A 24,803-nucleotide genomic window follows, 5' to 3' on the forward strand; every position below is an offset into this window, starting at 1 on the left:
AAAGTATGAATATAAAGACATTCTACCTGACAGGCACCTTGCTGTTACTCAGTATCGGCACTTATGCCCAGAAAAAGAAAGAAACTATCAATGACTCCAACACCCCGCTGCACCTGTTGCAACCGGAGTATAAAGTGCCTTATAAAGCTCTTTCTACTACTGAAGTAAAAACTGACATCGACCGCATTCTCCGTTATCTGGAAAAGACTACTCATACCCGTGTGGTCAGTGAGAAAACCGGAAAAGTTATCACTGATTATAGTAACCTGCCTGCCGATGCCCAATTGGAACGCGGCGCCTTCCGCTTGGCCAGTTATGAGTGGGGAGTTACTTATTCAGCTATGATGGCAGCCGCCGAAGCCACCGGAGACGCAGCTTACATGAAATATGTTACTGATCGCTTCAAGTTTCTCGCCGAAGTGGCTCCGCATTTTCGTAATCTGCTCGAAAAGAATGGTACTACCGACCCACAAATGAAACAAATCTTGACGCCTCATGCACTTGATGATGCCGGTGCCGTATGTGCTGCTATGATTAAGGCACAATTGCAAGATAAATCTCTCAACCTCTATCCTTTAATAGATAATTATCTCGATTTCATTCTAAACAAAGAATACCGCCTTGCCGACGGAACCTTTGCCCGCATCCGTCCACAACTCAACACGCTTTGGCTAGATGATATGTTCATGGGCGTTCCTCCCGTAGCCTGGTACTCTCGTATGGCAGATAAAGAACAGTCCAAATATCTGGCCGAAGCCGTTCGTCAAATCTTCCAATTTGCCGAGCGTATGTGGGTACCCGAAAAAAAACTCTTCCGTCACGGTTGGGTAGAAGGTATGGGAGATCATCCTGCCTTCTTCTGGGGACGTGCCAACGGTTGGGCACTGCTCACCATGACTGAAGTGCTGGACGTAATGCCGACCAACCATCCCCAGCGTGAAAAGCTCATGAACCTCTTTCGTGAACACGTCCGCGGACTGGCTGCTCTTCAAAGTGGCGAAGGATTCTGGCATCAACTGTTAGATCGTAACGATTCCTATTTGGAAACTTCAGCAACTGCTATCTATGTTTATTGCATCTCCCACGCCATTAACCAAGGTTGGCTCGATGCAATGGCTTACGGTCCCGTAGCTCAACTCGGTTGGCATGCCGTTTCTACACAGATCAATGCAGAAGGACAGGTAGAAGGCACCTGTGTGGGCACCGGAATGGCATTCGATCCTGCATTTTACTATTACCGCCCGGTCAATGTGTATGCCGCACACGGCTATGGTCCTGTAATCTGGGCAGGAGCTGAAATGATCAACCTGCTAAATAAACAGCATCCTAAAATGAACGACAGTGCCATTCAGTATTACCGTACTGAACAGAAGACCCAGGCACCCATTTTCAGCGTAAGTAAACCCGATTAATCCTCTAAAGAATAATATATCATGAAAAGAGAAGCATTTAAAATGTTCCTGAAGCCCGGCTTCGAAAAGGAATACGAGAAAAGACATGCAGCCATCTGGCCCGAACTGAAAAAGATGTTATCCGATGGCGGAGTATACGACTACTCCATCTATTGGGACCGCGACACCAACATCCTCTTTGCCTGCCAGAAGACTCGGGGCGAAGAATCCTCGCAGGATATGGGAGCTAATCCCATTGTACAAAAATGGTGGGATTACATGGCGGACATCATGGAAGTAAATCCGGATAATTCCCCGGTAACCATACCCTTGCCCGAAGTATTCCACATGGAATAAACCTTAAAAGTGCATTAAAGTTGGTCTTTAATGCGCTTTTTTCCTTATTTTTGTTACGTACCAAAATCTATGAAATATGAAAAAGCACTTAATGCTTGCGTGCCTGTACTTATTGCTCTCCATTCTTAACACCTCAGCCTCTGTAGAAGTACGTTCTACCCATATGACCACTACCGACGGGCTTGCCAATAATTCCGTCTGCTATGTATTCCAGGACAGCAAAGGGTTTATATGGATGGGAACCCTGAACGGACTCAGCCGCTACGACGGCAATACCTTCGTCACCCTCCTGCCCGAAGGCGATACTCAATCCGGACGCCTCTCCCTCTCCTCTAACCACGTCCGTTCCATCAGCGAAGACCGTAACGGCTTCCTGTGGCTTGAAACCTCCGGTGAATTCTTCAACTGTTACGACCTGAAGACAGAACGTTTCGTCGACTTCACCGGCCGCGGCGAATACCGCCAGCACTACGATCGTAAAGCCGAAGCTCCCAATGGAGATATATGGTTGTGGAACAGTCGCAACGGCTGCCGACTCATCACCTACCACAATGGTGATTTTTCATCCGTTGCTTACAAGAAATCCAACGGAAACCTACCTTCGGACAGCGTGGCCTATGTCTATCCCGACCCACACGGCAACATCTGGATAGGTACTGACCACGGCGTAGCCCTCGTCAGCAGTGCACAGACTGTCATTGTCGACAACAACAATGCCTTCGCCGCACAGAGCTTCGAAAAAGATATCTTTTTTCTCTCTACCGATGGCATCATCAACCGTAAAAGCGGTAGTGCACCCACCGCAACCTCCGCCAGCCTGCCACGTGGCGAAGGCGGCATCACTCTGTATGGCACACTCCGCCTGCAAAACGAGTGGGTCATCTTCACCAACACCGGCGGCTATCTATTCGACATGAAAACTCAACGCATCAGCCGACATCCGAATCTCGACATCCGTAACGGCAATGTGCTGACGGATAATCGGGGGGACTTCTGGATCTACAACAACACCGGCCAGGTATGGTATGTCAACGCCACCACCCATGCTGTTAAAACCTTCCGTCTCTCCCCTCCCGATAAATTGAACTATGTGGACATGGAACGCTACCACATTGTACACGACTCCCGGGGCATTATCTGGATCTCCACCTACGGCAACGGGCTCTTCGCCTACAACACTATCACAGAAGAGCTCCAGCACTTCGACTTCCAGATTGACGGCTTCAGCCACATCAGCTCCAACTATCTGCAATACATCATGGAAGACAGTTCCGGTGCTATCTGGGTCAGTTCTGAATACGCCGGTATTGCCCGTCTTACTATCCTGAACGAAGGCATCAAACGCATTTACCCTGAAGCCATCTCTCTGTCTGACCGCTCCAATACCGTCCGCATGATTACCCGCCTCAAGAACGATGACATCTGTATCGGTACCCGTGGTGGTGGTGTCTATACCTACGACCCGCTGATCAATACACAGAAAAAAGAAGTTCATTACAACTCCAACATCTATGCCATGGCCGAAGACCTTGACGGCACCCTGTGGATGGGTAGCCGTGGCGAAGGTCTCTGCATTGGCGGAAAATGGTATGTCAACCACTCCAACGATGCCCATTCCATTAGTAACAACCATATCTTTACCCTCTACTGTGACCGCAAAGGTCGCATGTGGATAGGCACCTTCGGCGGCGGATTGGACCTTGCCATCAAAGAGAACAACAGATACACCTTCCGCCACTTTTTCACCAAAACTTTCGGACAACGCCGCACGCGCGCCATCATCGAAGATTCGAACGGTTGGATATGGGTAGGAAATAGTGACGGAGTCTACGTCTTCTCCCCCGATTCCCTGCAAGCTGACCCGCAAAACTACCTGACCTATAATTACAACAACGGAAAACTGCGCAGTAACGAAATTAAGTGCATCTACCAAGACACACAGAACCGGATATGGATTGGTTCCTCCGGTGGCGGCCTTAGTATGTGCATCCCCGGCACCGATTATCACAACCTTACCTTCAAACATTACGGCACCAGTAACGGCCTCGTCAACGATATGGTTCAAGCCATCGCTGAAGATAAGCAAGGCAACCTATGGATTGCCACCGAATACGGTATCTCCCGCTTCAATCCCGAAACGCAAGCTTTTGATAATTACTTCTTCTCGGCCTACACATTGGGTAACGTCTACAGCGACAATAGCTCGTGCGTCAGTAAAAACGGCAGTCTACTGTTCGGTACCAACTACGGTTTGTTGGTCATCAACCCCGAACAAATGGGAAACAATTCTGTACTCAATTCCTCAATCACCTTCACCAACCTTCAGGTGAACGGAATATCCATGCGCCCGGGTGCCCCCGACTCCCCCCTCTCCAGCGCTATGATGTACACAGACGAAATAGAACTGAAGCACTTTCAGAGATCATTTGTAATAGACTTCACCACATTCGATTACTCAAAAACCAACAGCTACACCTACACCTATCGGTTGGAGAACTATGATAAAGAATGGAGCAAACCCTCTCCACTCAGCTTTGCATCCTATAAAAATCTACCACCGGGCAAGTACAGTCTGCACGTAAAAATCTGTAATGCCACCGGTATTTTGGGCGATCAGGAAGCTATTCTGAAGATTACCATCACTCCTCCCTTTTGGAAAACCACTTGGGCATTCCTTATCTATGCCCTCTTGCTGACAGTCATATTGTACGTCACCTACAGGCTGATACGTAATTTCAACCTCTTGCGCAACAAAATACAAGTAGAGAAACAATTGACGGAATACAAGCTCGTATTCTTTACAAACATCTCACACGAATTCCGTACTCCCTTAACCCTAATTCAAGGAGCATTGGAAAAGATACAGAGCATAGACAAAATCCCCAAGGAAATGGTCAATTCATTGAAAGTGATGAACAAGAGCACCCAACGTATGCTCCGTCTCATCAACCAACTGTTGGAGTTCCGGAAGATGCAGAACAACAAGCTTGCTCTCTCCTTGGAAGAAACAGATGTCATGGGCTTTCTTCATGAAATATTCCTGAGCTTCAAGGATACTGCGACATCCAAGAATATGGATTTCCGCTTTCAGCCTTCAGCGGCTTCCTACAAGATGTTCATCGACAAAGGGAATCTGGACAAAGTTGTCTACAATCTCCTGTCCAATGCTTTCAAGTACACCCCGAGCAACGGCAAAGTCATCCTTTCAGCTATCGTCGATGAGGACAGGAAATGCTTGGAAATCTCTGTAGCTGACACAGGAATCGGTATTGCCAAAGAAAAACGGGGAGAATTGTTCAAACGCTTCATGCAAAGTAACTTTTCAAGCAATAGTACAGGGATAGGACTACATCTGACACACGAACTGGTAAATGTCCATAAAGGGACTATCAATTATGATGAGAACCAAGGAGGAGGCTCCATCTTCACAGTCTCCCTCCCCATCGACACCAGTGCATACGAAGAAAAAGACTTTCTCATTCCTCACGACGCCTTCCTCGAAGAGAAAGCATATAAACCGGAAAACAACGAAGAAGAAAGCACCCTGGAAGTAAATGTAACAAAGGAAAAAGAACCTTCGAACCAGTACAAATTGCTCATCATAGAGGATGACAACGACGTACGCGAATTCTTGAAAGAAGAATTCAAACTTTATTTTGAAGTTGTTACTGAAGCAGACGGTCTTTCTGGTCTGGAACGTGCACGTACATACGATGCCGATCTCATCATCTGCGATGTACTGATGCCAGGCCTCACAGGTTTCGAAGTTACCCAGAAGCTTAAAAATGATTTCGATACTAGCCACATCCCCATCATTTTATTGACAGCCATGAGTTCGGCAGAAAATCACCTGAAAGGCGTGGAAAGTGGAGCGGATGCATACATCACCAAGCCGTTTAGTCCCAAGCTATTACTGGCAAGAGCATTCCAGTTGATAAAGCAACGTGAAAAGTTGCGGAAGAAATTCTCGGATGATCCGGGAATGATTACGCCTGCTATCTGTACGTCAGAGAAAGATAAACAATTTGCCGATAAGCTTCAGGCTATTCTGGAAGAACAGATTAGTAACAGTGAATTCGCCGTAGATGACCTTGCTTCAGTGATGGGGCTGGGACGTTCCACCTTCTATCGCAAAGTGCGTGGAATAACCGGTTATTCCCCCAATGAGTACATGCGCATCATCCGCATGAAAAAAGCTGCTGAACTTTTACTTGAAAATCGTTATACAGTGGCAGAGGTATCTTATAAGATAGGTATCGAAGACCCATTCTATTTCAGCAAATGCTTCAAGAAACAGTTCGGTGTATCTCCATCCGTATATTTACGTGGTAAGAATGCCCCGGAAGAAAAAGAGGTTGATGACAAAGAAGAAGATATTCCTGAATGATAACATAACACAAAAATCCCCGGAACATTAAATATCCCGGGGATTTTTATATATCGATCACTCCCATTCTATCGTTGCAGGCGGTTTTGACGAAATATCATAGGTTACCCGGTTCACCCCTTTCACCTTATTAATAATATCATTGGAAACCTTACCCAGGAATTCGTAAGGCAAATGTGCCCAATCTGCCGTCATAGCATCCGTAGAAGTCACAGCGCGCAGCGCAATAGCACGTTCATACGTACGTTCATCTCCCATCACACCTACTGATTGCACGGAGAGTAGGATAACGCCTGCCTGCCAAACCAGATGATAAAGAGAAGTTTCGCTACCATCAGCATCTTTCACTTTCCAGTCACGCAAGCCCTGAATAAAGATATCATCCGCATTTTGCAAAATAGCTACTTTTTCCGGAGTAATATCACCTAAGATGCGCACAGCTAAACCCGGTCCGGGGAAAGGATGACGAGTAATCAGATGTTCAGGCATACCCAATCCGCGACCTACACGGCGAACCTCATCTTTAAACAACAAGCGAAGCGGCTCACAAAGTTTCAGGTGCATCTTTTCAGGCAAACCACCTACATTATGATGACTCTTAATAACCGTACCGGTAATAGAAAGAGATTCGATGCAGTCAGGATAGATCGTACCCTGTGCCAGCCATTTCACATCTTTAATCTTATGGGCCTCTTCATCGAACACTTCAATAAATCCCTTGCCTATGATCTTACGCTTTTCCTCAGGCTCCGTTACACCTGCCAGTTCTGCAAAGAACTTAGCACTGGCATCCACACCGATAACATTCAGACCGAGACATTCATAATCGTGCAGTACATTCTTGAACTCGTTCTTACGCAGCATGCCGTGATCTACAAAGATACAAGTCAGATTCTTGCCGATAGCACGATTCAGCAATACAGCAGCTACGGAAGAATCCACACCACCGCTCAAACCAAGAACCACTTTATCGTCCCCCAACTGCTCCTTCAATTCGGCAACCGTCGTTTCAATAAAGGAAGCAGCACTCCAGTCCTGTTTGCAACCGCAAACATCCACCACGAAATTCTTCAGCATCTGCGTGCCATCTTCGCTATGAAATACTTCCGGATGGAACTGTACGCCCCACACCTTTTCGTTCTCTATCTGATAAGCAGCAATCGCCACCTTATCCGTCGAAGCTATTTTTTTGAAATTGGAAGGGATAACCGTAATTGTGTCTCCGTGACTCATCCACACCTGTGTATTTTCCTTCACGTCCTTGAACAGCACATTGTCCTTGTCAAAAGAGCTCAAATGTGCACGTCCGTATTCACGACTTCCGGCAGGTTCCACCTTGCCTCCATTGGTATAAGCGATAAATTGCGCACCGTAACAGATCCCCAGAACAGGATATTTCCCACGAATTTCACTCAAATCTGTTTTAAACGCACTTTCATCGTATACAGAGAACGGGCTGCCCGAAAGAATAACCCCCTTTACACTTTCATCCCCCTTTGGGAACTTATTGTAAGGTAAAATTTCGCAATATGTATTCAATTCACGGACACGACGGGCTATAAGCTGTGTAGTCTGTGAACCAAAATCAAGAATGACAATCTTTTCTTGCATATAATCTGTATGGATTTAATTAAAATGATTTGCAAAAGTAGAAAAAAGTAAGAAAATAACGGGAATAATAGCCAGAAAATCTATATTTCATAACATAATTAATGAATTTGATAGCCAAGCAACTCCACATCAAGTCCGTACCAACTCCGTACCTATACACTTGGACTTGGTAGGGAGTTGGTATGGACCAGACACGGAGCTGGTATGTGACAGATTATTCTTTCTATTTTTTTTCTTTCAAGATATCCCTGATTTCCGTCAGCAAGACCTCTTCTTTGCTGGGTACAGGAGGAGCAGGAGGCGCTGCAGGAGCTTCTTCTTCCTTCTTAGCCGTCAGCCTGGTCAGCAATTTGATGAACAGGAAAATAGAAAAAGCGATAATAAGAAAGTCAAACGTCACTTGCAGGAAATTTCCATAATTCAAGGTTACGGCGGCAATCTCTTTACCGTCCACAACTTCGGCAGGTTTCATCACCCACTTCAGATCCGTAAAGTTCACACCTCCCACCAACAGGCCGAGAGGCGGCATAATAATATCTGCCACAACAGAGGATACAATTTTACCAAACGCGCCACCAATGATTACACCGACAGCCATGTCTATCACATTGCCTTTCATGGCAAATGATTTAAAATCTTGTAAAAATGAACTTTTTCCCATCACTTCCATTATTTAATTATAAAATTAAGTGCGAATATAAAAACATTTTCTTACTTTTGCACCGCATTTCAGAAATAAATGCGCAAGAGAAGAGAGATATTTGAACAAATATTATAAAACCCTTAAAAGTTTAAACAAAATGATTAAAGTAGGTATTAATGGATTCGGACGTATCGGACGTTTCGTATTCCGCGCTGCAATGAAAAGAAACGATATCCAAATCGTTGGTATTAACGACCTTTGCCCGGTTGACTACTTGGCTTACATGCTGAAGTATGACACTATGCACGGTCAGTTCGACGGAACAATCGAAGCAGATGTTGAAAACAGCAAATTGATCGTTAATGGCCAGGCTATCCGCATCACTGCAGAAAGAAACCCGGCTGACTTGAAATGGGATGCTGTAGGTGCAGAATACGTAGTTGAATCTACTGGTTTGTTCCTGAGCAAAGACAAAGCTCAAGCTCACATCGAAGCTGGTGCAAAATATGTAGTAATGTCTGCTCCTTCTAAAGATGACACCCCGATGTTCGTTTGCGGTGTAAACGAAAAAACATACGTGAAAGGTACTCAATTCGTATCTAACGCTTCTTGTACTACTAACTGTTTGGCTCCTATCGCTAAAGTATTGAACGACAAGTTCGGTATCTTGGATGGTTTGATGACTACAGTTCACTCTACAACTGCTACTCAGAAGACAGTTGACGGTCCTTCTATGAAAGACTGGAGAGGTGGTCGTGCTGCTTCTGGCAACATCATCCCGTCTTCTACTGGTGCTGCTAAGGCTGTAGGTAAAGTAATCCCTGCTTTGAACGGCAAATTGACTGGTATGTCTATGCGTGTTCCGACTTTGGACGTATCTGTAGTTGACTTGACAGTTAACTTGGCTAAACCGGCTACTTACGCTGAAATCTGTGCTGCTATGAAAGAAGCTTCAGAAGGCGAATTGAAGGGTATCCTGGGTTACACTGAAGATGCAGTAGTTTCTTCTGACTTCTTGGGTGACGCTCGTACTTCTATCTTCGATGCAAAAGCTGGTATCGCTTTGACTGATACTTTCGTAAAAGTTGTATCTTGGTATGACAACGAAATCGGTTACTCTAACAAGGTTCTTGACCTGATCGCTCACATGGCTTCAGTTAACAACTAATAAGCAGAGTACAAAATAATATTTAAAACAGGCAATCTCTACGAGGTTGCCTGTTTTTTGTTAAAATACAACGGGTTATTCATTAAATCAGCTATTTTTTTTGCACTTTTGCAGTTAGATTATTTTTACCGAACCTAAGTAAGTATGATAAAATTAAAACTAACGCTAACATTACTCTGCTTTATGAATATAATACAGGCTCAAAACCCTTTTTTTGAAAAGTATTCTACGCCTCACGGTACCATCCCGTTTGAAAAGATAAAGACCGAACATTATGAACCCGCCATTCGTGAAGGTATCAATCGTCACAATGCGGAGATTGATGCGATCACCAATAATCCGGAAGCGGCTACATTCGCCAACACAGTAGCTGCTTACGAGAAGTCCGGCGAACTGTTGAACCAGGTCAGCACTGTATTCGGCAATCTACTGAGTGCAGAAACCAACGATGACATGCAGGAACTGGCAAAATCTATCATGCCATTGCTGAGCGAACATGGCAATAACATCACTCTGAATGAGAAGTTATTTGCACGCATTAAGGCAGTGTATGACCAGAAAGACCAGGCTAATCTTACTCCCGAGCAAAACAAGCTACTGGAGAAGGTATATAATAGTTTTGTTCGCAGTGGAGCCAACCTCGAAGGAGAAGCCAAAGAGCAATATCGTGCTCTGAGCAAAGAACTCAGCTTGCTAACCCTGCAATTCGGAGAAAACAACCTGAAAGAAACCAACGACTATAAACTGGTACTGACAGACCCTGCACAACTTGCCGGCTTGCCGCAAAGCGCCATTGATGCAGCCGCAGAAACTGCCAAAGAAAAAGGTGTGGAAGGATGGGTATTCACTTTACAAGCACCCAGTTATAGCCCGTTTATGACGTATGCCAGCAACCGCGATTTGCGCTGTAAGCTTTATATGGCATATAATACCAAATGTACCCATGACAATGAAACCAACAATCTGGAGATTGTAAAGAAGCTCGTTAATACCCGCCTGGCTATTGCGCAACTTTTGGGATACAACAGTTTTGCTGAATATAACCTGCAAGAGCGAATGGCAGAAAACAGCGGCAATGTATATAAACTGCTGGATCAGCTACTGGATGCCTATACTCCCACCGCCAAGCAAGAATATGCAGAGGTAGAGGCTTTGGCACGCCAACTGGAAGGCAGTGACTTCACGGTGATGCCTTGGGACTGGTCTTATTATTCCCATAAACTGAAAGACCAGAAATTCCAGATAGATGATGAAATGCTCCGTCCCTATTTTGAACTGAGCAAGGTAAAAGAAGGGGTATTCGGTCTGGCTACCCGCTTGTATGGCATTACGTTCAAGAAAAACAGTGATATTCCGGTATATCATAAGGATGTGGATGCATACGAGGTATTTGACAAAGACGGTAAATTCCTATCCGTACTCTATACGGACTTCCATCCCAGAGACGGTAAACGTGCAGGCGCATGGATGACTTCTTATAAAGAACAATGGATTGACGAGGCAACCGGTGAAAACAGTCGTCCGCACATATCTATTGTGATGAACTTCACCAAGCCGACAAAAGACAAACCCGCCTTACTGACATTTGGTGAACTGGAGACATTCCTGCATGAGTTCGGGCATAGCCTGCATGGCATGTTCGCGAATTCCACTTATGAAAACCTGAGCGGTACAAATGTATATTGGGACTTTGTGGAACTTCCCTCTCAATTCATGGAGAACTTCGCTATTGAAAAAGAGTTCCTTCACACATTTGCCAGACATTATCAGACTGGAGAACTCATCCCGGACGAACTGGTACAGCGCATTGTAGATTCTTCTAATTTCGATGCCGCTTATGCCTGCCTGCGTCAGGTTAGCTTTGGATTACTGGATATGGCATGGTACACCCGTACTGCCCCATTTGATGGTGACGTGAAGGTTTACGAAAAAGAGGCATGGAAGAAAGCACAGATTCTTCCTGTAGTAGAAGACGCCTGTATGAGTACACAGTTCTCGCATATCTTTGCCGGAGGTTATTCTGCCGGGTATTACAGCTATAAATGGGCGGAAGTTCTGGATGCAGATGCTTTCTCACTGTTTAAACAAAAAGGAATCTTCAATCCGGAAGTAGCCGCTTCCTTCCGGGAAAACATTCTTTCCAAAGGAGGAACAGAACATCCGATGACACTATACAAACGCTTTCGCGGACAAGAACCAACTATTGATGCATTATTAATAAGAAATGGAATAAAGAAATGAAAAAGATGAAGACCTATATACAGCTACTGTTAGTTGCTCTCTTCGTACCCGTATTGAGCGCTTGTGAGCAGGAAGACGATGTCATTGACATCTTCACCGGAAAGACCTGGTACATGACTTACATTGCAGTGGAAGGACAAAACAAGATGTACGACTTCTGGCAAGGAGACCAGGATGCAAGAGAAAAGAGTTTTAAGACCATTGCAGGAGATAATTACACTTTAGTGTTTGAAGGTGCTGAGGTAAACGGTACAGCGGGCGGAACTTTCACCGGAAAAGCCACCAGCGCTTCCGTCAATGGAGACTGGAATGCGAATGGAGACAACCGTGAATTGAAGATTACCATAAAAAGCGGAGGTGGCACTGACACAGATAAGTATTTAGGTAAAGCCTTTATGGACGGACTAAAGAGTGCATTCAAATATGGAGGAGATAATAAGAATCTATATATTTATTACAAAGAGGGACAGACTGTAAAGTTCATCTCTTTCGCGCCACAACGTAACTCAGGTAATTAAAACTATGGAAGGTTCTGCTAAAGAAAAACAAGAAGCGCTGGACAAGCGTTATATACGTATGGCAAGTATCTGGGCGGAAAATTCATATTGTAAACGCCGCCAGGTAGGTGCACTCATCGTCAAAGATAAAATGATCATTTCTGACGGGTATAACGGAACGCCTGCCGGTTTTGAAAATGTATGTGAAGACGATAATAACGTTACCAAACCTTACGTGTTGCATGCCGAGGCGAATGCAATCACGAAGATAGCACGTTCTAACAATAGCAGCGACGGTGCTACTATGTATGTCACCGCTTCGCCATGCATCGAATGTTCAAAACTGATTATCCAGGCAGGTATCAAACGAGTGGTTTACTCCGAGAAATACCGTTTGGAAGACGGTATCGAACTTTTGAAGCGTGCAGGTATCGAGGTAGTATATGTAGCTACAGGCTACAAGATACAAGCTACAAGCAGTGAACAAGAACCTTAAACAAACAATAAACTAAAATCTGCGAAGCATACAGCCACTACCCGTAGCTTGTAGCTCGTAGCTAACAACTAAAAGATATGAGTACAAAAAACTCTTCCCGCTTTACTCCGCTCGTCATTGCAATCAGCGTGGTAATGGGAATTCTGATCGGAACATTTTATGCCAGGCATTTCGCCGGAAATACGCTGGGCATTATTAATGGCTCATCCAACAAGCTGAATGCTTTGTTACGGGTTGTTGAAGACCAGTATGTAGACACCGTCAACATGACGGACCTTGTGGAAAAAGCAATGCCACAGATATTGGCTGAGTTAGACCCCCACTCTACTTACATTCCTGCCCAGAATCTGGAGGAAGTTAATTCAGAGTTGGAAGGCAGTTTCAGCGGTATCGGTATTCAATTCACCATTCAGGATGATACTATTCATGTGAACAGTGTCATTCAAGGCGGTCCGTCCGAGAAAGTAGGACTGATGGCAGGCGACCGCATCGTTATGGTAGACGACAGCTTGTTCGCCGGAATAAAACTGACCAATGAGAAAGCCATGCGCACTTTGAAAGGCCCGAAAGGAACCAAAGTGAAACTAAGCGTCAAACGTGCTACAGAAAAAGATTTGCTGGACTTCGTCATCACCCGCGGTGATATTCCACAGAATACAATTGATGCAGCTTATATGCTCAGCAATGATTATGGATATATTCAAATCAGTAAGTTCGGACGTACTACTCATGTAGAACTGCTGAATGCTATTGCTCAACTCAGTCATCAGAATTGTAAGGGAATTATTATTGACTTGCGCGACAACACCGGTGGTTATATGGAGGCTGCCGTGCGTATGGTAAATGAATTCCTACCGGAAGGACAACTTATTGTCTATGCCCAAGGACGTAAATATCCCCGTATGGAAGATTATGCCAACGGAACAGGCAGTTGCCAGAAAATGCCTTTGGTTGTGCTGACCAATGAAAGTTCGGCATCCGCCAGTGAGATCTTTGCAGGAGCTATTCAGGATAATGACCGTGGTACAATCGTAGGACGCCGTTCCTTCGGAAAAGGATTGGTACAACAACCGATTGACTTCAGCGATGGCTCTGCTATCCGCCTGACAATTGCCCGCTACTATACTCCATCCGGTCGTTGCATACAACGTCCGTATAAAAATGGTAAGGACGCCAAGTACGAAATGGATTGGCTGACCCGCTACGAGCATGGTGAATTCTTCTCTAAGGATAGCATCAAGCTGGACGAGAATTTACGCTACTCCACCCGTCTAGGACGTCCCGTTTACGGTGGTGGTGGTATTATGCCGGACGTATTCGTACCGCAGGATACCACAGGAACCTCTTCTTATCTGATTGAAGTGCTCAATAAAGGACTGACTTTACAGTTCAGCTTCCAGTATTCCGACCGCAACCGGGCTAAACTGAATGAGTTCGAAAATGAAGAAGACATGCTGAAATATCTTCGTCAGCAAGGTATCGTAGAACAGTTTATCCGTTTTGCAGACAGCAAGGGAGTGAAGAGACGCAATATCCTTATCCACAAGTCCTACAAGCTGATGGAAAGAAACCTTTATGGAAACATTATCTATAATATATTAGGCAGGGAGCCTTATATAAGGTATATCAATCAGGGCGATCCTACCGTACAAAAGGCATTGGAAATTTTGGAGAACGGCGAAGCATTTCCCAAAGCTCCGGAAGATGTTGTGAAAGAAGAAACGAAAGATGAAGGAAAGAAAAAAAGAACTGCGGAAGCGTATGGCATTGTTAAAGACCCGGCACGGGCTTACCACTACGCATCAATCCCAGTCTGCTGAAATTCTTGCCGCCCTGGAAGCCCACCCGGCTTTCAGGGCGGCACATATCGTCCTGCTCTATTATTCACTGAAGGACGAGGTCGATACGCATGAATTTGTCCGGAAGTGGAGCCGTGAAAAGCGGATATTGCTTCCGGTTGTCGTAGGTGACGATCTGGAATTGCGTGTCTATACCGGTCCCGAAGACCTGGCAACAGGAAGTTATGGTATTGAAGAACCTACCGGAGAACTCTTCACCGACTATGCAGCTATCGACTTTGTTGCCGTTCCCGGCGTAGCTTTCGATAATGCAGGTAACCGTCTGGGCAGAGGCAAAGGTTATTATGACCGACTGCTCCCCCGCCTCACGGCTTTCAAAGCCGGCATCTGTTTTCCTTTTCAATTAGTGGAAGAAGTGCCTGCGGAGCCATTCGACATCCGCATGGATACGATTATAACAATTCAATGAAAACAAATTATCACACTCATACTGCCCGTTGCATGCACGCTACGGGTAGCGACGAAGACTACGTGCTCAGTGCCATCAAAGGCGGCTATCAGGAACTGGGATTTTCAGACCACACTCCGTGGAAGTATCACACCGATTATGTGGCTGACATGCGTATGCTCCCCGAAGAATTACCCGGATACGTAGAAAGCCTACACTCGCTCCGCGAGAAATACCGGGATCAGATCAGTATCAAAATCGGATTGGAATGCGAGTATTTTCCCGCCTATATCCATTGGCTGAAAGAGAAAATCAAAGAGTATCAACTGGATTATATCCTGTTCGGCAATCACCATTACCATACCGATGAGAAGTTCCCTTACTTCGGGCATCATACCGAGAACCTCGATATGCTGGAACTTTATGAAGAGAGTGCCATCGAGGGAATGGAAAGTGGTTTATTCTGCTGTCTGGCCCACCCGGATTTATTCATGCGCTCATATCCTCAGTTCGACCGTCATTGTAAGTTAATCAGCCGCCATATCTGCCGCACAGCCGCACGCTTCCATATTCCGCTGGAATATAATATCGGTTATGTGGCATATAATGAAGCGCACGACTTGCAGACTTATCCCTGCCCGGACTTCTGGCACATTGCCGCCAATGAAGGTTGTACTGCTATCATCGGGTTAGATGCGCATAACAATAAAGACTTGGAAACGCCTGTATATTACAATCGTGCCATAGAAGAATTGAAAGCATTAAAGATACAGAGAGTGGATAGTTTATCACTAATTACTAACCACTAATCACTATCTAAATATGATATTCGTGATTACCTGCGCACCTACGTGGCGGTTCAGGTTGCGTACCAGCAAGTCACGTCCCATCATTAGTTCCTGACGCAGGGCGGCAGAAGTCAGATGGACATATAAAATCTGATTGCGGATATAGAGTTCGCGGGTATAAGAGGCAATAGTGGGGCCAAGGATTTCTGCCCATGAGTTGATGAGCCGCTGCTCATTGAGTGGCGACTCCAGACTCTCCTGCCGAAGGAAAGTACGTATCAGTTTACCTATTTGTTCGGCATCGTTACGCTTCATGCTTCATCCTCCTCCCGTTCTGTTATGACTCCTTGATCTACCTGGAACATTTTGTAATCGCTGCCTACCTTATGAAGAATGCGATCCAGATGTTCCCGGTTTGTATCTGTTATGAATATCTGCCCGAAGTTATCACCGGCTACCAACTTGATGATCTGCTCTACGCGGGAAGCATCCAGTTTATCGAAGATATCATCCAGCAGAAGCAAAGGTACTGCAGTGCCGGTCCTTTTCAGGAAATCAAACTGTGCCAATTTCAGGGCAACAAGATAGGTTTTGTTCTGCCCCTGCGAACCTTCCCGCTTGATAGGGAAATCACCTAAAAGCATATTCAATTCATCTTTGTGAATTCCATGCAGAGAGTATCCCATAATCTGATCACGCACACGACTTGCTTTTATTACATCTAACAGGGATGCATCACGGGCATGCGAATCATAAGTCAGCCCTACCTGCTCCTTATCTTGTGAAATAAAAGAATAGAATGACTGGAAAATAGGAATGAATTCACTGATAAAAGCCTCCCGCTTGCGGAAAACAATCTCACCGGCCTGTGCCATCATCTCTTCCCAAATGAGAAACAACTCTTCTTCTACCGGCACTTCACTTTTCAACAACGTATTTCGTTGAGCCAACGCTTTATTATAGCGTATCAGAGCTTCCAAATACTCTTTGTCATACTGCGAGATTACGACATCCATAAAGCGGCGACGCTCGTCACTGCCTCCGGCAATCAATTCCGAGTCGGCAGGAGAAACCATGACCAAAGGCAAGAATCCAATGTGATCGGACAAGCGGGTATATTCCTTTTTATTCCGCTTGAATTGTTTCTTTTGCCTGCGCTTCATACCGCAATAAATCTCTTCCGGTGTACCGTCAAGAGCTTCATAGAAACCTTGAATGACAAAGAATTCCTGATCATGGCGGATGTTTTGCGAGTCAATGGGATTGCCCGAACTCTTACAAAACGAAAGGAAATAAATGGCATCAAGCAAATTCGTTTTCCCCATACCGTTCTGTCCGAAAAAACAGTTCAACTTGGGTGAGAATGAGAGCTCAACTTGTTCCAGATTCTTATAATTAAGTATGGATATACGTTTCAGTATCATATTACAGCAGTAAATTCAGTTACAAAGATAATGCAAACCGAATGCAGTACAAAATAAGCTTGCTTATTTTTAATGCAAGAGATGGAGCTTAGCTTATTAAAAAGTAGGAAGAATTTCGGGTTTTCAAGTGTAAAAGAAAAAAAGATGCCGCTAAATTTCGTTGATACCTATAAAAAAGTTACTTTTGCGGGTCGAAATGGCTAAATAAGAATAATAACAAAAAGAATATATAAAATGGCAGAACAAAAGAAAGCTAACGAAGCCCTGAATGTGGAAGAAGCATTGTCACAATCGGAGGCATTTCTCATTAAAAACAAAAAAGCAATTATCGGCGCTGTAGTAGCAGTAATCATCATCGTAGCCGGTATAGTAATGTACAAGAACCTTTATGCTGAACCGCGCGAAGAAAAGGCACAGGCTGCATTGTTCAAAGGACAGGAATACTTTGAGGCCGACCTTTACGAACAGGCATTGAATGGCGACAGTATCGGATTCGCAGGTTTCGCTAAAATTGCTGATGAATACAGCGGAACCAAAGCTGCCAACCTGGCAAAAGCATATATGGGTATCTGCTACGCTCACCTGGGACAATACGAAGCTGCTGTAAAAGCACTGGATAGCTTCAGCGGAAAAGACCAGATGATAGCTCCTGCAATGAAAGGTGCAATGGGTAACTGCTACGCACAATTAGGCCAGCTGGACAAAGCTGCTTCTATGTTGCTGAGCGCTGCTGACGAAGCTGATAACAATTCACTCAGCCCTATCTACCTGCAACAAGCCGGAGAAATCCTCGTTAAGCAAGGCAAGTATGACGACGCTATCAAAGCATATACCAAGATTAAGGACAAATATTTCCGTTCTTACCAGTCAATGGATATCGATAAGTACATCGAACAAGCCAAACTGCTGAAGAAGTAATATACCTTATTATATAGTATATCAGACACGGGTTACACAGATTTTACACGGATAAAAAAGAAACAACCGTGAAATCCGTGTAATCCGTTTCTTTTTTTATCCCCCTTTTATTTTTAATTATTAATTTTAGAATAACTATGGCAACAGCTTATCATAACCTTTCAGACTACGACTTCAACTCTGTTCCTGATGCTAAAGAAATGAAGTTCGGCATTGTTGTTTCTGAGTGGAATTTCAATATCACCGGAAAACTTTTAGAGGGCGCAATGAATACTTTAAAAAAACATGGTGCCAGAGACGAAAATATTTTGGTGAAAACTGTTCCGGGTAGCTTTGAATTAATTTTTGGAGCCAACCAATTCATTGAATATAGTAATGTGGATGCAGTTATTGCAATTGGTTGCGTAGTTAGAGGAGATACTCCACATTTTGACTATGTTTGTATGGGAAGCACCAACGGAATTGCTCAACTGAACGCAACTGGCAACGTACCAGTTATTTACGGATTAATTACTACCAATACAATGGAGCAAGCCGAGGACCGCGCCGGTGGCAAACTGGGTAACAAAGGTGACGAATGTGCAATTACTGCAATAAAAATGATCGATTTTGCTTGGAGTTTACAAAAATAGTCGTATCTTTGCACCGCAATTGAGAAACAAAGCTACTCAATGAGAGAATTGAGATAGATTTCAAAGTGCAAAAGGGCAAATACCAGAGTGGCCAAATGGGGCAGACTGTAAATCTGCTGTCTTTCGACTTCGGTGGTTCGAATCCATCTTTGCCCACAAAAATTGCGGAAGTAGCTCAGTTGATAGAGCATTAGCCTTCCAAGCTGAGGGTCGCGGGTTTGAGCCCCGTCTTCCGCTCTTAGAGAGAATCCTGATAGTCAAATAATTAGCTATCAGGATTTCTCTTTTTTTATAGTCCACAAAACTACAAATTTAGGCGGTTTCAGAGGGTGCATGTAAACCAAGATGTAAACCAAAAACATCGCATGAATGCCTCAGTATCAATAGTTTGCTACAAGTCAAAGACATTATCTAATGGTGAAAGTCCATTAATGCTTCAAGTTTCTAAAAGTGGAAAGCGTAAATATCAGAGTTTAGGCATATCTATTAAGCCTCACTATTGGGACTTTACGAGGAATAAGCCAAAGCCTAATTGCCCCAATAAAGAGTATATTTAGAAGATAATCCTCGATAAGCAAACTGAACTTCAACTTGGTAAACGACAATATATTCAACTGAATAAAGACATATTCATGTTCAGTTATTTATGTGGTGGAATCAACTTCACAGATATAGCTAATCTAACAAAAGCCAATATTATAGAAGGAAAGAACATTACATCCGTCAGAAAACAGGCAAGTTAATAAAAATAGGGCTATCAGAAGAAGCAATGAAGATTATGAAGTGTTCGATACAGTCCCCAACAATTACTTTATGGATTTATACTTTATTGATACACAAATAAGGTTGAAATTATAATTCAAGCCTCTTTTACAACAATTCAAGTATCTGCCTCTTATAATTAAGTATAAAGGAATGACCTTGTAAGAATTCGATGTTTAAGAGCCCAATATTGCGATCACCTATTATAAAATCTAATGTATACTCGTCCTTTCCTATCTTGAATGTAACATTTCTACATAATTCAGCAGTTTTAATAGATAATTTATTTCCTATGTCAGCTGTTTCCTTTTGAATTTGTTCAGGTTCTCCTACATATAAACCATGTTGGAGTTTATTGTATTTGCTTCCTGTATCAAAGGAAAATCGTGTTTTTTTTCCATTGACTTTACTATCTAAAATGATATAATCTATTGCCACGTCCGGATAGTCTAAATGATTTTTCCATTTATAAATAATCCCTTTTGCTTTATTGTTGAAATCATATGATTCGATAATATTTCTTTCCATATCAAATCTCCAAGCGCCTGATTTAAGGATAGCAGCCCCGATGATGAATTTGGGCGCATATTTTTGATAAATCCCTGTAAGGTTTGCGACTAAGCAATACACCTTGTGATATGTTTTTCCACAAAAGAATATTGAGTCTATAAAGGTACTTGAAATCTTATCTTTAGTTTGATTAACAGAAATAGTTTGCAGCTTATCTATTTTTATTTCACATGAATCAACAGCAAAAGTAGAATCAATTATACATAATGAGCAGCCTGTATCAATCATAGAAGGTATTGAGTGTTTTTTTGATTCATTAAACACTTGTGCGTCGGCATACATAAACTTATCTTTAAAGATAAGTTTTGACTGTGCTTTAGCCGTAATACAGGCTACAAACGCAAAACATAAGGATATAAAATACAACTTCATAATTATTTTGATAATATATTTTTTAAAATATCGCCTAAAATATCGCCAATCCAAGGTTGTTTGAATTTTTCTCGATAATAATCATGCTCAAATTTAAAGGCATCTTTATTGAATGTTCTTTTGAAATCGTGACGCACGCTGTCTCGATATTGTAAGATTAACCGATAATACAATGTAGAGTCAGTTACAACATTAATTCCATCTTGTTTTGTAGTTATTGAGTCTTTGGCCGTATGTGTAGTAACAAGAGTATCTTGGATTGTACTTGTTACTAATGTATCTTCTTCAAAAGCTATATCCAGTGTGTCTTTATCTGATGTAAACGATTTATTCGTCTGCGCAAATACCCCCCCGTTGCGAAGTGCAAGAATTAGTAAGATTGATATTTTAAGTACATCTTTCATACACCCTTTTTTGCAAAGATACAACATTCTAAAAATAGATGTTCCTTTTACCAGAAAAATAGAGGTGTATCTATAAGTTCCAAGTTTTGGGATTTCAATAGAAGCATATCTAAGTCCAACTGTCCTAACAAAGAGTAGATGTTATATGCAATGGTAGGAGAAGAATGCAAAAAGCTAAAAAACAAATATGTAAATCGGAAATAATTAGCGAAACACTTGACATCGCCTTCCCAATATCGTATCTTTGTATCATCCTTTTATAGATAATCTTTATTCAACTTTGCATTAAACTACATTTCACGGCATATAGGAACGGAGAAGCAACTGCTTCCCCGTTTTTTTATTCCCTCAACACAGCAGGCTCCGATAGCTCACAGTTATATAAGCGTGGGCTTACACTTATATAAGCGTGAGCCCACACTTGTACAACTGTAATGCCACACTCCGTTGTCTCCAATGCCACACTTCAACAGTTTAAGCATGTGGCATTCAACGAACTAAGATGTGGCATAGAGGAGAATAAAGTGTGGCATTTGCCTCGCTAACCACAGGCAAAAGATATCAGAAATTCACAATCACAAGACATTCGAGTCATGACACTCATCTTGGCAGTATTCCCGTTAATAATACATAAATTTGCTATTAACAAAAGGCAACGATTATCTGCCAGAATCAGTAAATATTATTTTTAATTTGAAGCAAATCACAATAAAGAATGTTTCATTGTGAACAGAATTATTTCAAAAACATTCCCTCTTATTTCATAATATTACTCCTATACTGCGTCGGCGTCAGATTAACCAACTGCTTAAACGTGCGATTGAAATGAGTGATCGAATCGAAGCCACATTCCACAGCTATCTGCGAAATATCCATCTCTCCCAATGCTAACAACTTACAAGCATATCCCACACGCATTTCCATCACATACTGCAAAAGCGTCTTCCCTGTATTCTCCTTGAAATAACGACAGAAGGCGCTGGAGTTCATGCTCGCCATTCCGGCAATTTCATTCAATTTAAGGTTACGGGTGTAGTTATTGTTTATAAAGGAAATGATTTTATCAATCCGCTTGTTCCCCAGCGTAGGAAACTTTTCGTAATAATGCAGACTTGCCAGCGTCTTTCTTTGCGGACTGACCGCCAACTCCTGCAACAAATCCAGCAACCCGCTTATCTGATGAAAACCACTTAATAAAAGAAAGCCGGAGAGTAACTCCCCTACCCGGGTTGCATCCTGTTTCGGAAAGATGATGCCTCTCTTCGATTCCTCCAACAGCATTTTTATTTGCAGAAACTGAGGATAATAATCAAAGGAATACTGCATAAAGTTCTGCTCAAACTGAATGATAGTCCCTTGCACGCGTGAAGTGGCATTCTCCGAACCATAAATATCATTGCTCCGCATGTAATGGGGCAAATTAGTGCCGAACAGAATCACATCACCCGCAGAGAACTTCTCAATGCAGTCGCCTACAAAACACAGACCATGACTCTCCTTTACATAAATGATTTCATACTGACTGTGGAAATGCCACGGATAAGTGAAACGATCATAATCGTAATGCCGCGCCTTGATCGGATTCGACTCCGATATAGGCAACTTTTCATTTATAATCGGTCGGCGCATATATTCTGCAAAGCTTAATTCACACACAAAGATAGGAAAAGACAATAGAAATGCTACCGCATACATGCAAAAATCCGCATATATTCTGCAAATATCCATTTATCGCAGCATTATTTTTGCACGTATATTTGCAGTCAATAATCAGTTAAACTATTAATATATAAATGTTATGGAAAAAACCTGGAGATGGTTTGGTAAGAAAGACAAGATCACGCTCGACATGTTGCGACAGATAGGCGTGGAAGGAATTGTGACTGCCTTGCACGATGTGCCCAATGGTGAAATATGGACCGAAGAGGCAATCAACGATCTGAAGACCTATATCGAGTCTTACGGCCTGCGCTGGTCTGTAGTAGAAAGCCTGCCTGTTTGTGAGGCGATCAAGTATGCCGGACCGGAACGTGAGCAGTTAATAGAAAACTATAAAGTCAGCCTAGCAAACCTGGGCAAGTGCGGTGTGAAAACCGTATGCTATAACTTTATGCCCGTTATTGACTGGATACGCACGGATTTGCAACATCCTTGGGCAGACGGTACTTCGTCACTCTATTTCGACCGTGTTCGCTTCGCTTACTTCGACCTTCGAATCCTCGGACGCGAAGGAGCCGAAAAGGACTATTCCGCCGAAGAACTGGCAAAGGTTGCAGAACTGGACAAGACCATTACCGAAGCAGAAAAGGATGATCTCATCGACACGATCATCGTAAAGACGCAAGGTTTCGTCAACGGAAATATCAAAGAAGGAGATAAGAATCCGGTGAACATCTTCAAGAAGCTGTTGGCCCTCTATAAAGGCATCGACCGTGATATGCTGCGCGAGAACATGCGTTATTTTCTCGCCGCCATCATGCCTGTCTGCGAAGAATATGGTGTGAATATGTGCGTGCATCCCGATGATCCTCCGTTCCAAGTGTTAGGTTTACCGCGTATTGTCACCAACGAAGCAGACATCGCCTGGTTCCTGAATGCAGTGGATAACCCGCACAACGGACTGACCTTCTGTGCCGGTTCCCTCAGTGCAGGCGAGCATAACGATACCCGTGAACTGGCAAAGAAATTCGCCAAACGTACTCACTTTGTCCACCTGCGCAGCACGGCTGCCATGCCCGGAGGCAACTTTATAGAAAGCTCGCACCTGACCGGACGCGGACATCTGATTGACCTCATCCGTATCTTTGAGAAAGAAAACCCGGAACTGCCTATGCGCGTAGACCACGGACGGATGATGCTGGGTGACGAAGACAAGGGATATAACCCCGGATATTCATTCCACGGCCGTATGCTGGCATTGGCACAGGTAGAAGGAATGATGGCAGTGGTGCAAGACGAAATAAACAATTAAAAACTAATAATTAAATAAGGAGATTATGAACGAACAATTCAGTATTGCAGGTAAAGTAGCCGTTATCACCGGTGCAGGTGGTGTATTGGGTGGCAGCATTGCCAAATGTTTCATGGAGCAAGGCGCCAAAGTAGTAGCCGTTGACATCCGTCAGGAACAACTGGACAAACGTGTAGAAGAACTGAAAGCTTACGGTGAAGATGTGATCGGCATCGTAGGTAATGTATTGGACATCGCCAGCCTTGAAAAATTGGCTGATGACATCGTTGCCAAATGGGGACGTATCGACATCCTGCTCAACATTGCCGGTGGCAATATGCCGGGTGCTACGCTGGCTCCCGACCAGAACTTCTTCGACATGGACGTTACCTGCTGGGAAAAAGTGACTAATCTGAACATGAACGGAACCGTTTATCCTTCTATGGTATTCAGCAAAGTGATGGCCAAGCAAGGTAAGGGGTGTATCGTAAATGTATCTTCCATGGCTGCTTACAGCGCTATCACCCGCGTTCCGGGTTACTCGGCAGCCAAGACAGCCGTTGCCAACTTCACTCAGTGGCTGGCAAGCGAACTCGCACTGAAGTACGGAGACGGCATCCGTGTGAATGCTATCGCTCCGGGTTTCTTCATCGGTGACCAGAACCGTGCCGTGCTTATCAATCCTGACGGTTCGCTGACAGACCGCAGCAAGAAAGTTTTAGCCAAAACTCCGATGAAACGCTTTGGAGATATCAACGAACTGAACGGCGCCGTACAATTCCTGTGCAGCGATGCGGCAAGTTTCGTGACGGGTGCATTGCTGCCGATAGATGGCGGATTTAGTGCATTCAGCGGAGTATAATTATCCTTGCTATTCAAAAGCATTTTCAATTTTATCCCAAAAAGCTGCTTCTAAGAGGCAGCTTTTTTTATTGAGAATAAATA

The 24,803-nt window shown here is 43.7% G+C and carries 21 protein-coding genes, 2 tRNA genes and 1 pseudogene; 17 read left to right on the forward strand and 7 right to left on the reverse strand.

Features of this window, described 5'->3' with window-relative positions; translation table 11 throughout:
- Positions 1-5: 5 nt before the first annotated feature.
- From BACINT_RS20025 to BACINT_RS20035, 3 genes are all read left to right on the forward strand, one after another.
- Positions 6-1,412, forward strand: a complete 1,407-nt coding sequence (locus BACINT_RS20025) for a glycoside hydrolase family 88/105 protein (protein ID WP_007666554.1) — start codon at positions 6-8, stop codon at positions 1,410-1,412.
- A 21-nt stretch (positions 1,413-1,433) separates the two neighbouring features.
- A complete protein-coding gene (gene rhaM / locus BACINT_RS20030) occupies positions 1,434-1,748 on the forward strand; it encodes an L-rhamnose mutarotase (RefSeq protein ID WP_007666569.1) in 315 nt (104 codons plus the stop codon).
- A gap of 76 nt (positions 1,749-1,824) precedes the next feature.
- Positions 1,825-6,135: a hybrid sensor histidine kinase/response regulator transcription factor gene (locus tag BACINT_RS20035; protein WP_044155130.1), complete on the forward strand. Its 4,311-nt coding sequence runs from the start codon at positions 1,825-1,827 to the stop codon at positions 6,133-6,135.
- Between the two features lie 57 nt (positions 6,136-6,192).
- Here the strand turns inward: BACINT_RS20035 and guaA are convergent, their stop codons facing one another.
- The gene (guaA, locus tag BACINT_RS20040; RefSeq protein WP_007666577.1) at positions 6,193-7,746 is read right to left on the reverse strand and encodes a glutamine-hydrolyzing GMP synthase; all 1,554 of its coding nucleotides are present in this window, start codon (positions 7,744-7,746) and stop codon (positions 6,193-6,195) included.
- Positions 7,747-7,969: 223 nt separating this feature from the next.
- The gene (gene mscL / locus BACINT_RS20045; protein ID WP_021968397.1) at positions 7,970-8,407 is read right to left on the reverse strand and encodes a large-conductance mechanosensitive channel protein MscL; all 438 of its coding nucleotides are present in this window, start codon (positions 8,405-8,407) and stop codon (positions 7,970-7,972) included.
- 139 nt (positions 8,408-8,546) lie between these two features.
- Between mscL and gap the strand changes: the two genes are divergently transcribed.
- The 7 genes from gap (at position 8,547) to BACINT_RS20080 (ending at position 15,847) form a co-directional block, all read left to right on the forward strand.
- Positions 8,547-9,557, forward strand: a complete 1,011-nt coding sequence (gene gap, locus BACINT_RS20050) for a type I glyceraldehyde-3-phosphate dehydrogenase (protein WP_007666580.1) — start codon at positions 8,547-8,549, stop codon at positions 9,555-9,557.
- 183 nt (positions 9,558-9,740) lie between these two features.
- Positions 9,741-11,798: a M3 family metallopeptidase gene (locus tag BACINT_RS20055; protein ID WP_021968394.1), complete on the forward strand. Its 2,058-nt coding sequence runs from the start codon at positions 9,741-9,743 to the stop codon at positions 11,796-11,798.
- Entirely contained in the window at positions 11,795-12,316 is a 522-nt protein-coding gene (locus BACINT_RS20060) for a DUF4847 family protein (protein ID WP_007666582.1), read from the forward strand. Before BACINT_RS20055 ends, BACINT_RS20060 begins: the two co-directional genes overlap by 4 nt.
- 4 nt (positions 12,317-12,320) lie before the next feature.
- The gene (locus BACINT_RS20065; protein WP_007666583.1) at positions 12,321-12,791 is read left to right on the forward strand and encodes a dCMP deaminase family protein; all 471 of its coding nucleotides are present in this window, start codon (positions 12,321-12,323) and stop codon (positions 12,789-12,791) included.
- A gap of 77 nt (positions 12,792-12,868) precedes the next feature.
- Positions 12,869-14,611 (forward strand): S41 family peptidase, encoded by a 1,743-nt coding sequence (locus BACINT_RS20070; protein ID WP_044155131.1) that lies wholly within the window; start codon positions 12,869-12,871, stop codon positions 14,609-14,611.
- Positions 14,553-15,059, forward strand: a complete 507-nt coding sequence (locus BACINT_RS20075) for a 5-formyltetrahydrofolate cyclo-ligase (protein WP_007215411.1) — start codon at positions 14,553-14,555, stop codon at positions 15,057-15,059. The genes BACINT_RS20070 and BACINT_RS20075 overlap by 59 nt, the downstream gene beginning before the upstream one ends.
- Positions 15,056-15,847 carry a histidinol-phosphatase gene (locus tag BACINT_RS20080; RefSeq protein WP_007666588.1) on the forward strand — a complete coding sequence of 264 codons (792 nt, stop codon included), beginning with the start codon at positions 15,056-15,058 and terminating at the stop codon, positions 15,845-15,847. Before BACINT_RS20075 ends, BACINT_RS20080 begins: the two co-directional genes overlap by 4 nt.
- A 3-nt stretch (positions 15,848-15,850) precedes the next feature.
- On the opposite strand, the gene BACINT_RS20085 is transcribed toward BACINT_RS20080, so the two are convergent.
- Both BACINT_RS20085 and recF read right to left on the reverse strand, forming a co-directional pair.
- Positions 15,851-16,141, reverse strand: a complete 291-nt coding sequence (locus BACINT_RS20085) for a DciA family protein (RefSeq protein ID WP_007212658.1) — start codon at positions 16,139-16,141, stop codon at positions 15,851-15,853.
- Positions 16,138-17,250: a DNA replication/repair protein RecF gene (recF, locus tag BACINT_RS20090; protein WP_007666589.1), complete on the reverse strand. Its 1,113-nt coding sequence runs from the start codon at positions 17,248-17,250 to the stop codon at positions 16,138-16,140. Before recF ends, BACINT_RS20085 begins: the two co-directional genes overlap by 4 nt.
- Positions 17,251-17,484: 234 nt before the next feature.
- Here recF and BACINT_RS20095 point away from each other — a divergent pair, with 234 nt between their 5' ends.
- The 5 genes and pseudogenes from BACINT_RS20095 to BACINT_RS23935 form a co-directional block, all read left to right on the forward strand.
- The gene (locus tag BACINT_RS20095) at positions 17,485-18,168 is read left to right on the forward strand and encodes a tetratricopeptide repeat protein (protein ID WP_007212655.1); all 684 of its coding nucleotides are present in this window, start codon (positions 17,485-17,487) and stop codon (positions 18,166-18,168) included.
- Between the two features lie 137 nt (positions 18,169-18,305).
- Positions 18,306-18,800: a 6,7-dimethyl-8-ribityllumazine synthase gene (ribH, locus tag BACINT_RS20100; RefSeq protein ID WP_007212654.1), complete on the forward strand. Its 495-nt coding sequence runs from the start codon at positions 18,306-18,308 to the stop codon at positions 18,798-18,800.
- 73 nt (positions 18,801-18,873) lie between these two features.
- Positions 18,874-18,956 (forward strand) — tRNA-Tyr (locus BACINT_RS20105).
- Between the two features lie 8 nt (positions 18,957-18,964).
- Positions 18,965-19,037, forward strand: a tRNA-Gly gene (locus BACINT_RS20110).
- 128 nt (positions 19,038-19,165) lie between these two features.
- Positions 19,166-19,584 (forward strand): annotated as a pseudogene (locus BACINT_RS23935) (hypothetical protein); the annotation flags it as partial.
- An 86-nt stretch (positions 19,585-19,670) separates the two neighbouring features.
- On the opposite strand, the gene BACINT_RS20115 reads toward BACINT_RS23935, so the two are convergent.
- From BACINT_RS20115 to BACINT_RS20125, 3 genes are all read right to left on the reverse strand, one after another.
- Positions 19,671-20,504: a pepsin/retropepsin-like aspartic protease family protein gene (locus BACINT_RS20115; protein ID WP_007666591.1), complete on the reverse strand. Its 834-nt coding sequence runs from the start codon at positions 20,502-20,504 to the stop codon at positions 19,671-19,673.
- A 2-nt stretch (positions 20,505-20,506) separates the two neighbouring features.
- A complete protein-coding gene (locus BACINT_RS20120) occupies positions 20,507-20,908 on the reverse strand; it encodes a hypothetical protein (protein WP_007666593.1) in 402 nt (133 codons plus the stop codon).
- A 756-nt stretch (positions 20,909-21,664) separates the two neighbouring features.
- Positions 21,665-22,636: an AraC family transcriptional regulator gene (locus BACINT_RS20125; RefSeq protein ID WP_007666595.1), complete on the reverse strand. Its 972-nt coding sequence runs from the start codon at positions 22,634-22,636 to the stop codon at positions 21,665-21,667.
- Between the two features lie 70 nt (positions 22,637-22,706).
- Between BACINT_RS20125 and uxuA the strand changes: the two genes are divergently transcribed.
- Together uxuA and BACINT_RS20135 are read left to right on the forward strand one after the other, a co-directional pair.
- Positions 22,707-23,879 carry a mannonate dehydratase gene (gene uxuA, locus BACINT_RS20130; protein WP_007666602.1) on the forward strand — a complete coding sequence of 391 codons (1,173 nt, stop codon included), beginning with the start codon at positions 22,707-22,709 and terminating at the stop codon, positions 23,877-23,879.
- A gap of 25 nt (positions 23,880-23,904) precedes the next feature.
- Positions 23,905-24,720, forward strand: a complete 816-nt coding sequence (locus BACINT_RS20135; RefSeq protein WP_007215389.1) for an SDR family oxidoreductase — start codon at positions 23,905-23,907, stop codon at positions 24,718-24,720.
- Positions 24,721-24,803 lie beyond the last annotated feature (83 nt).

Origin of the sequence: Bacteroides intestinalis DSM 17393 (genome assembly GCF_000172175.1) — a bacterium.
Taxonomy (GTDB): domain Bacteria; phylum Bacteroidota; class Bacteroidia; order Bacteroidales; family Bacteroidaceae; genus Bacteroides; species Bacteroides intestinalis.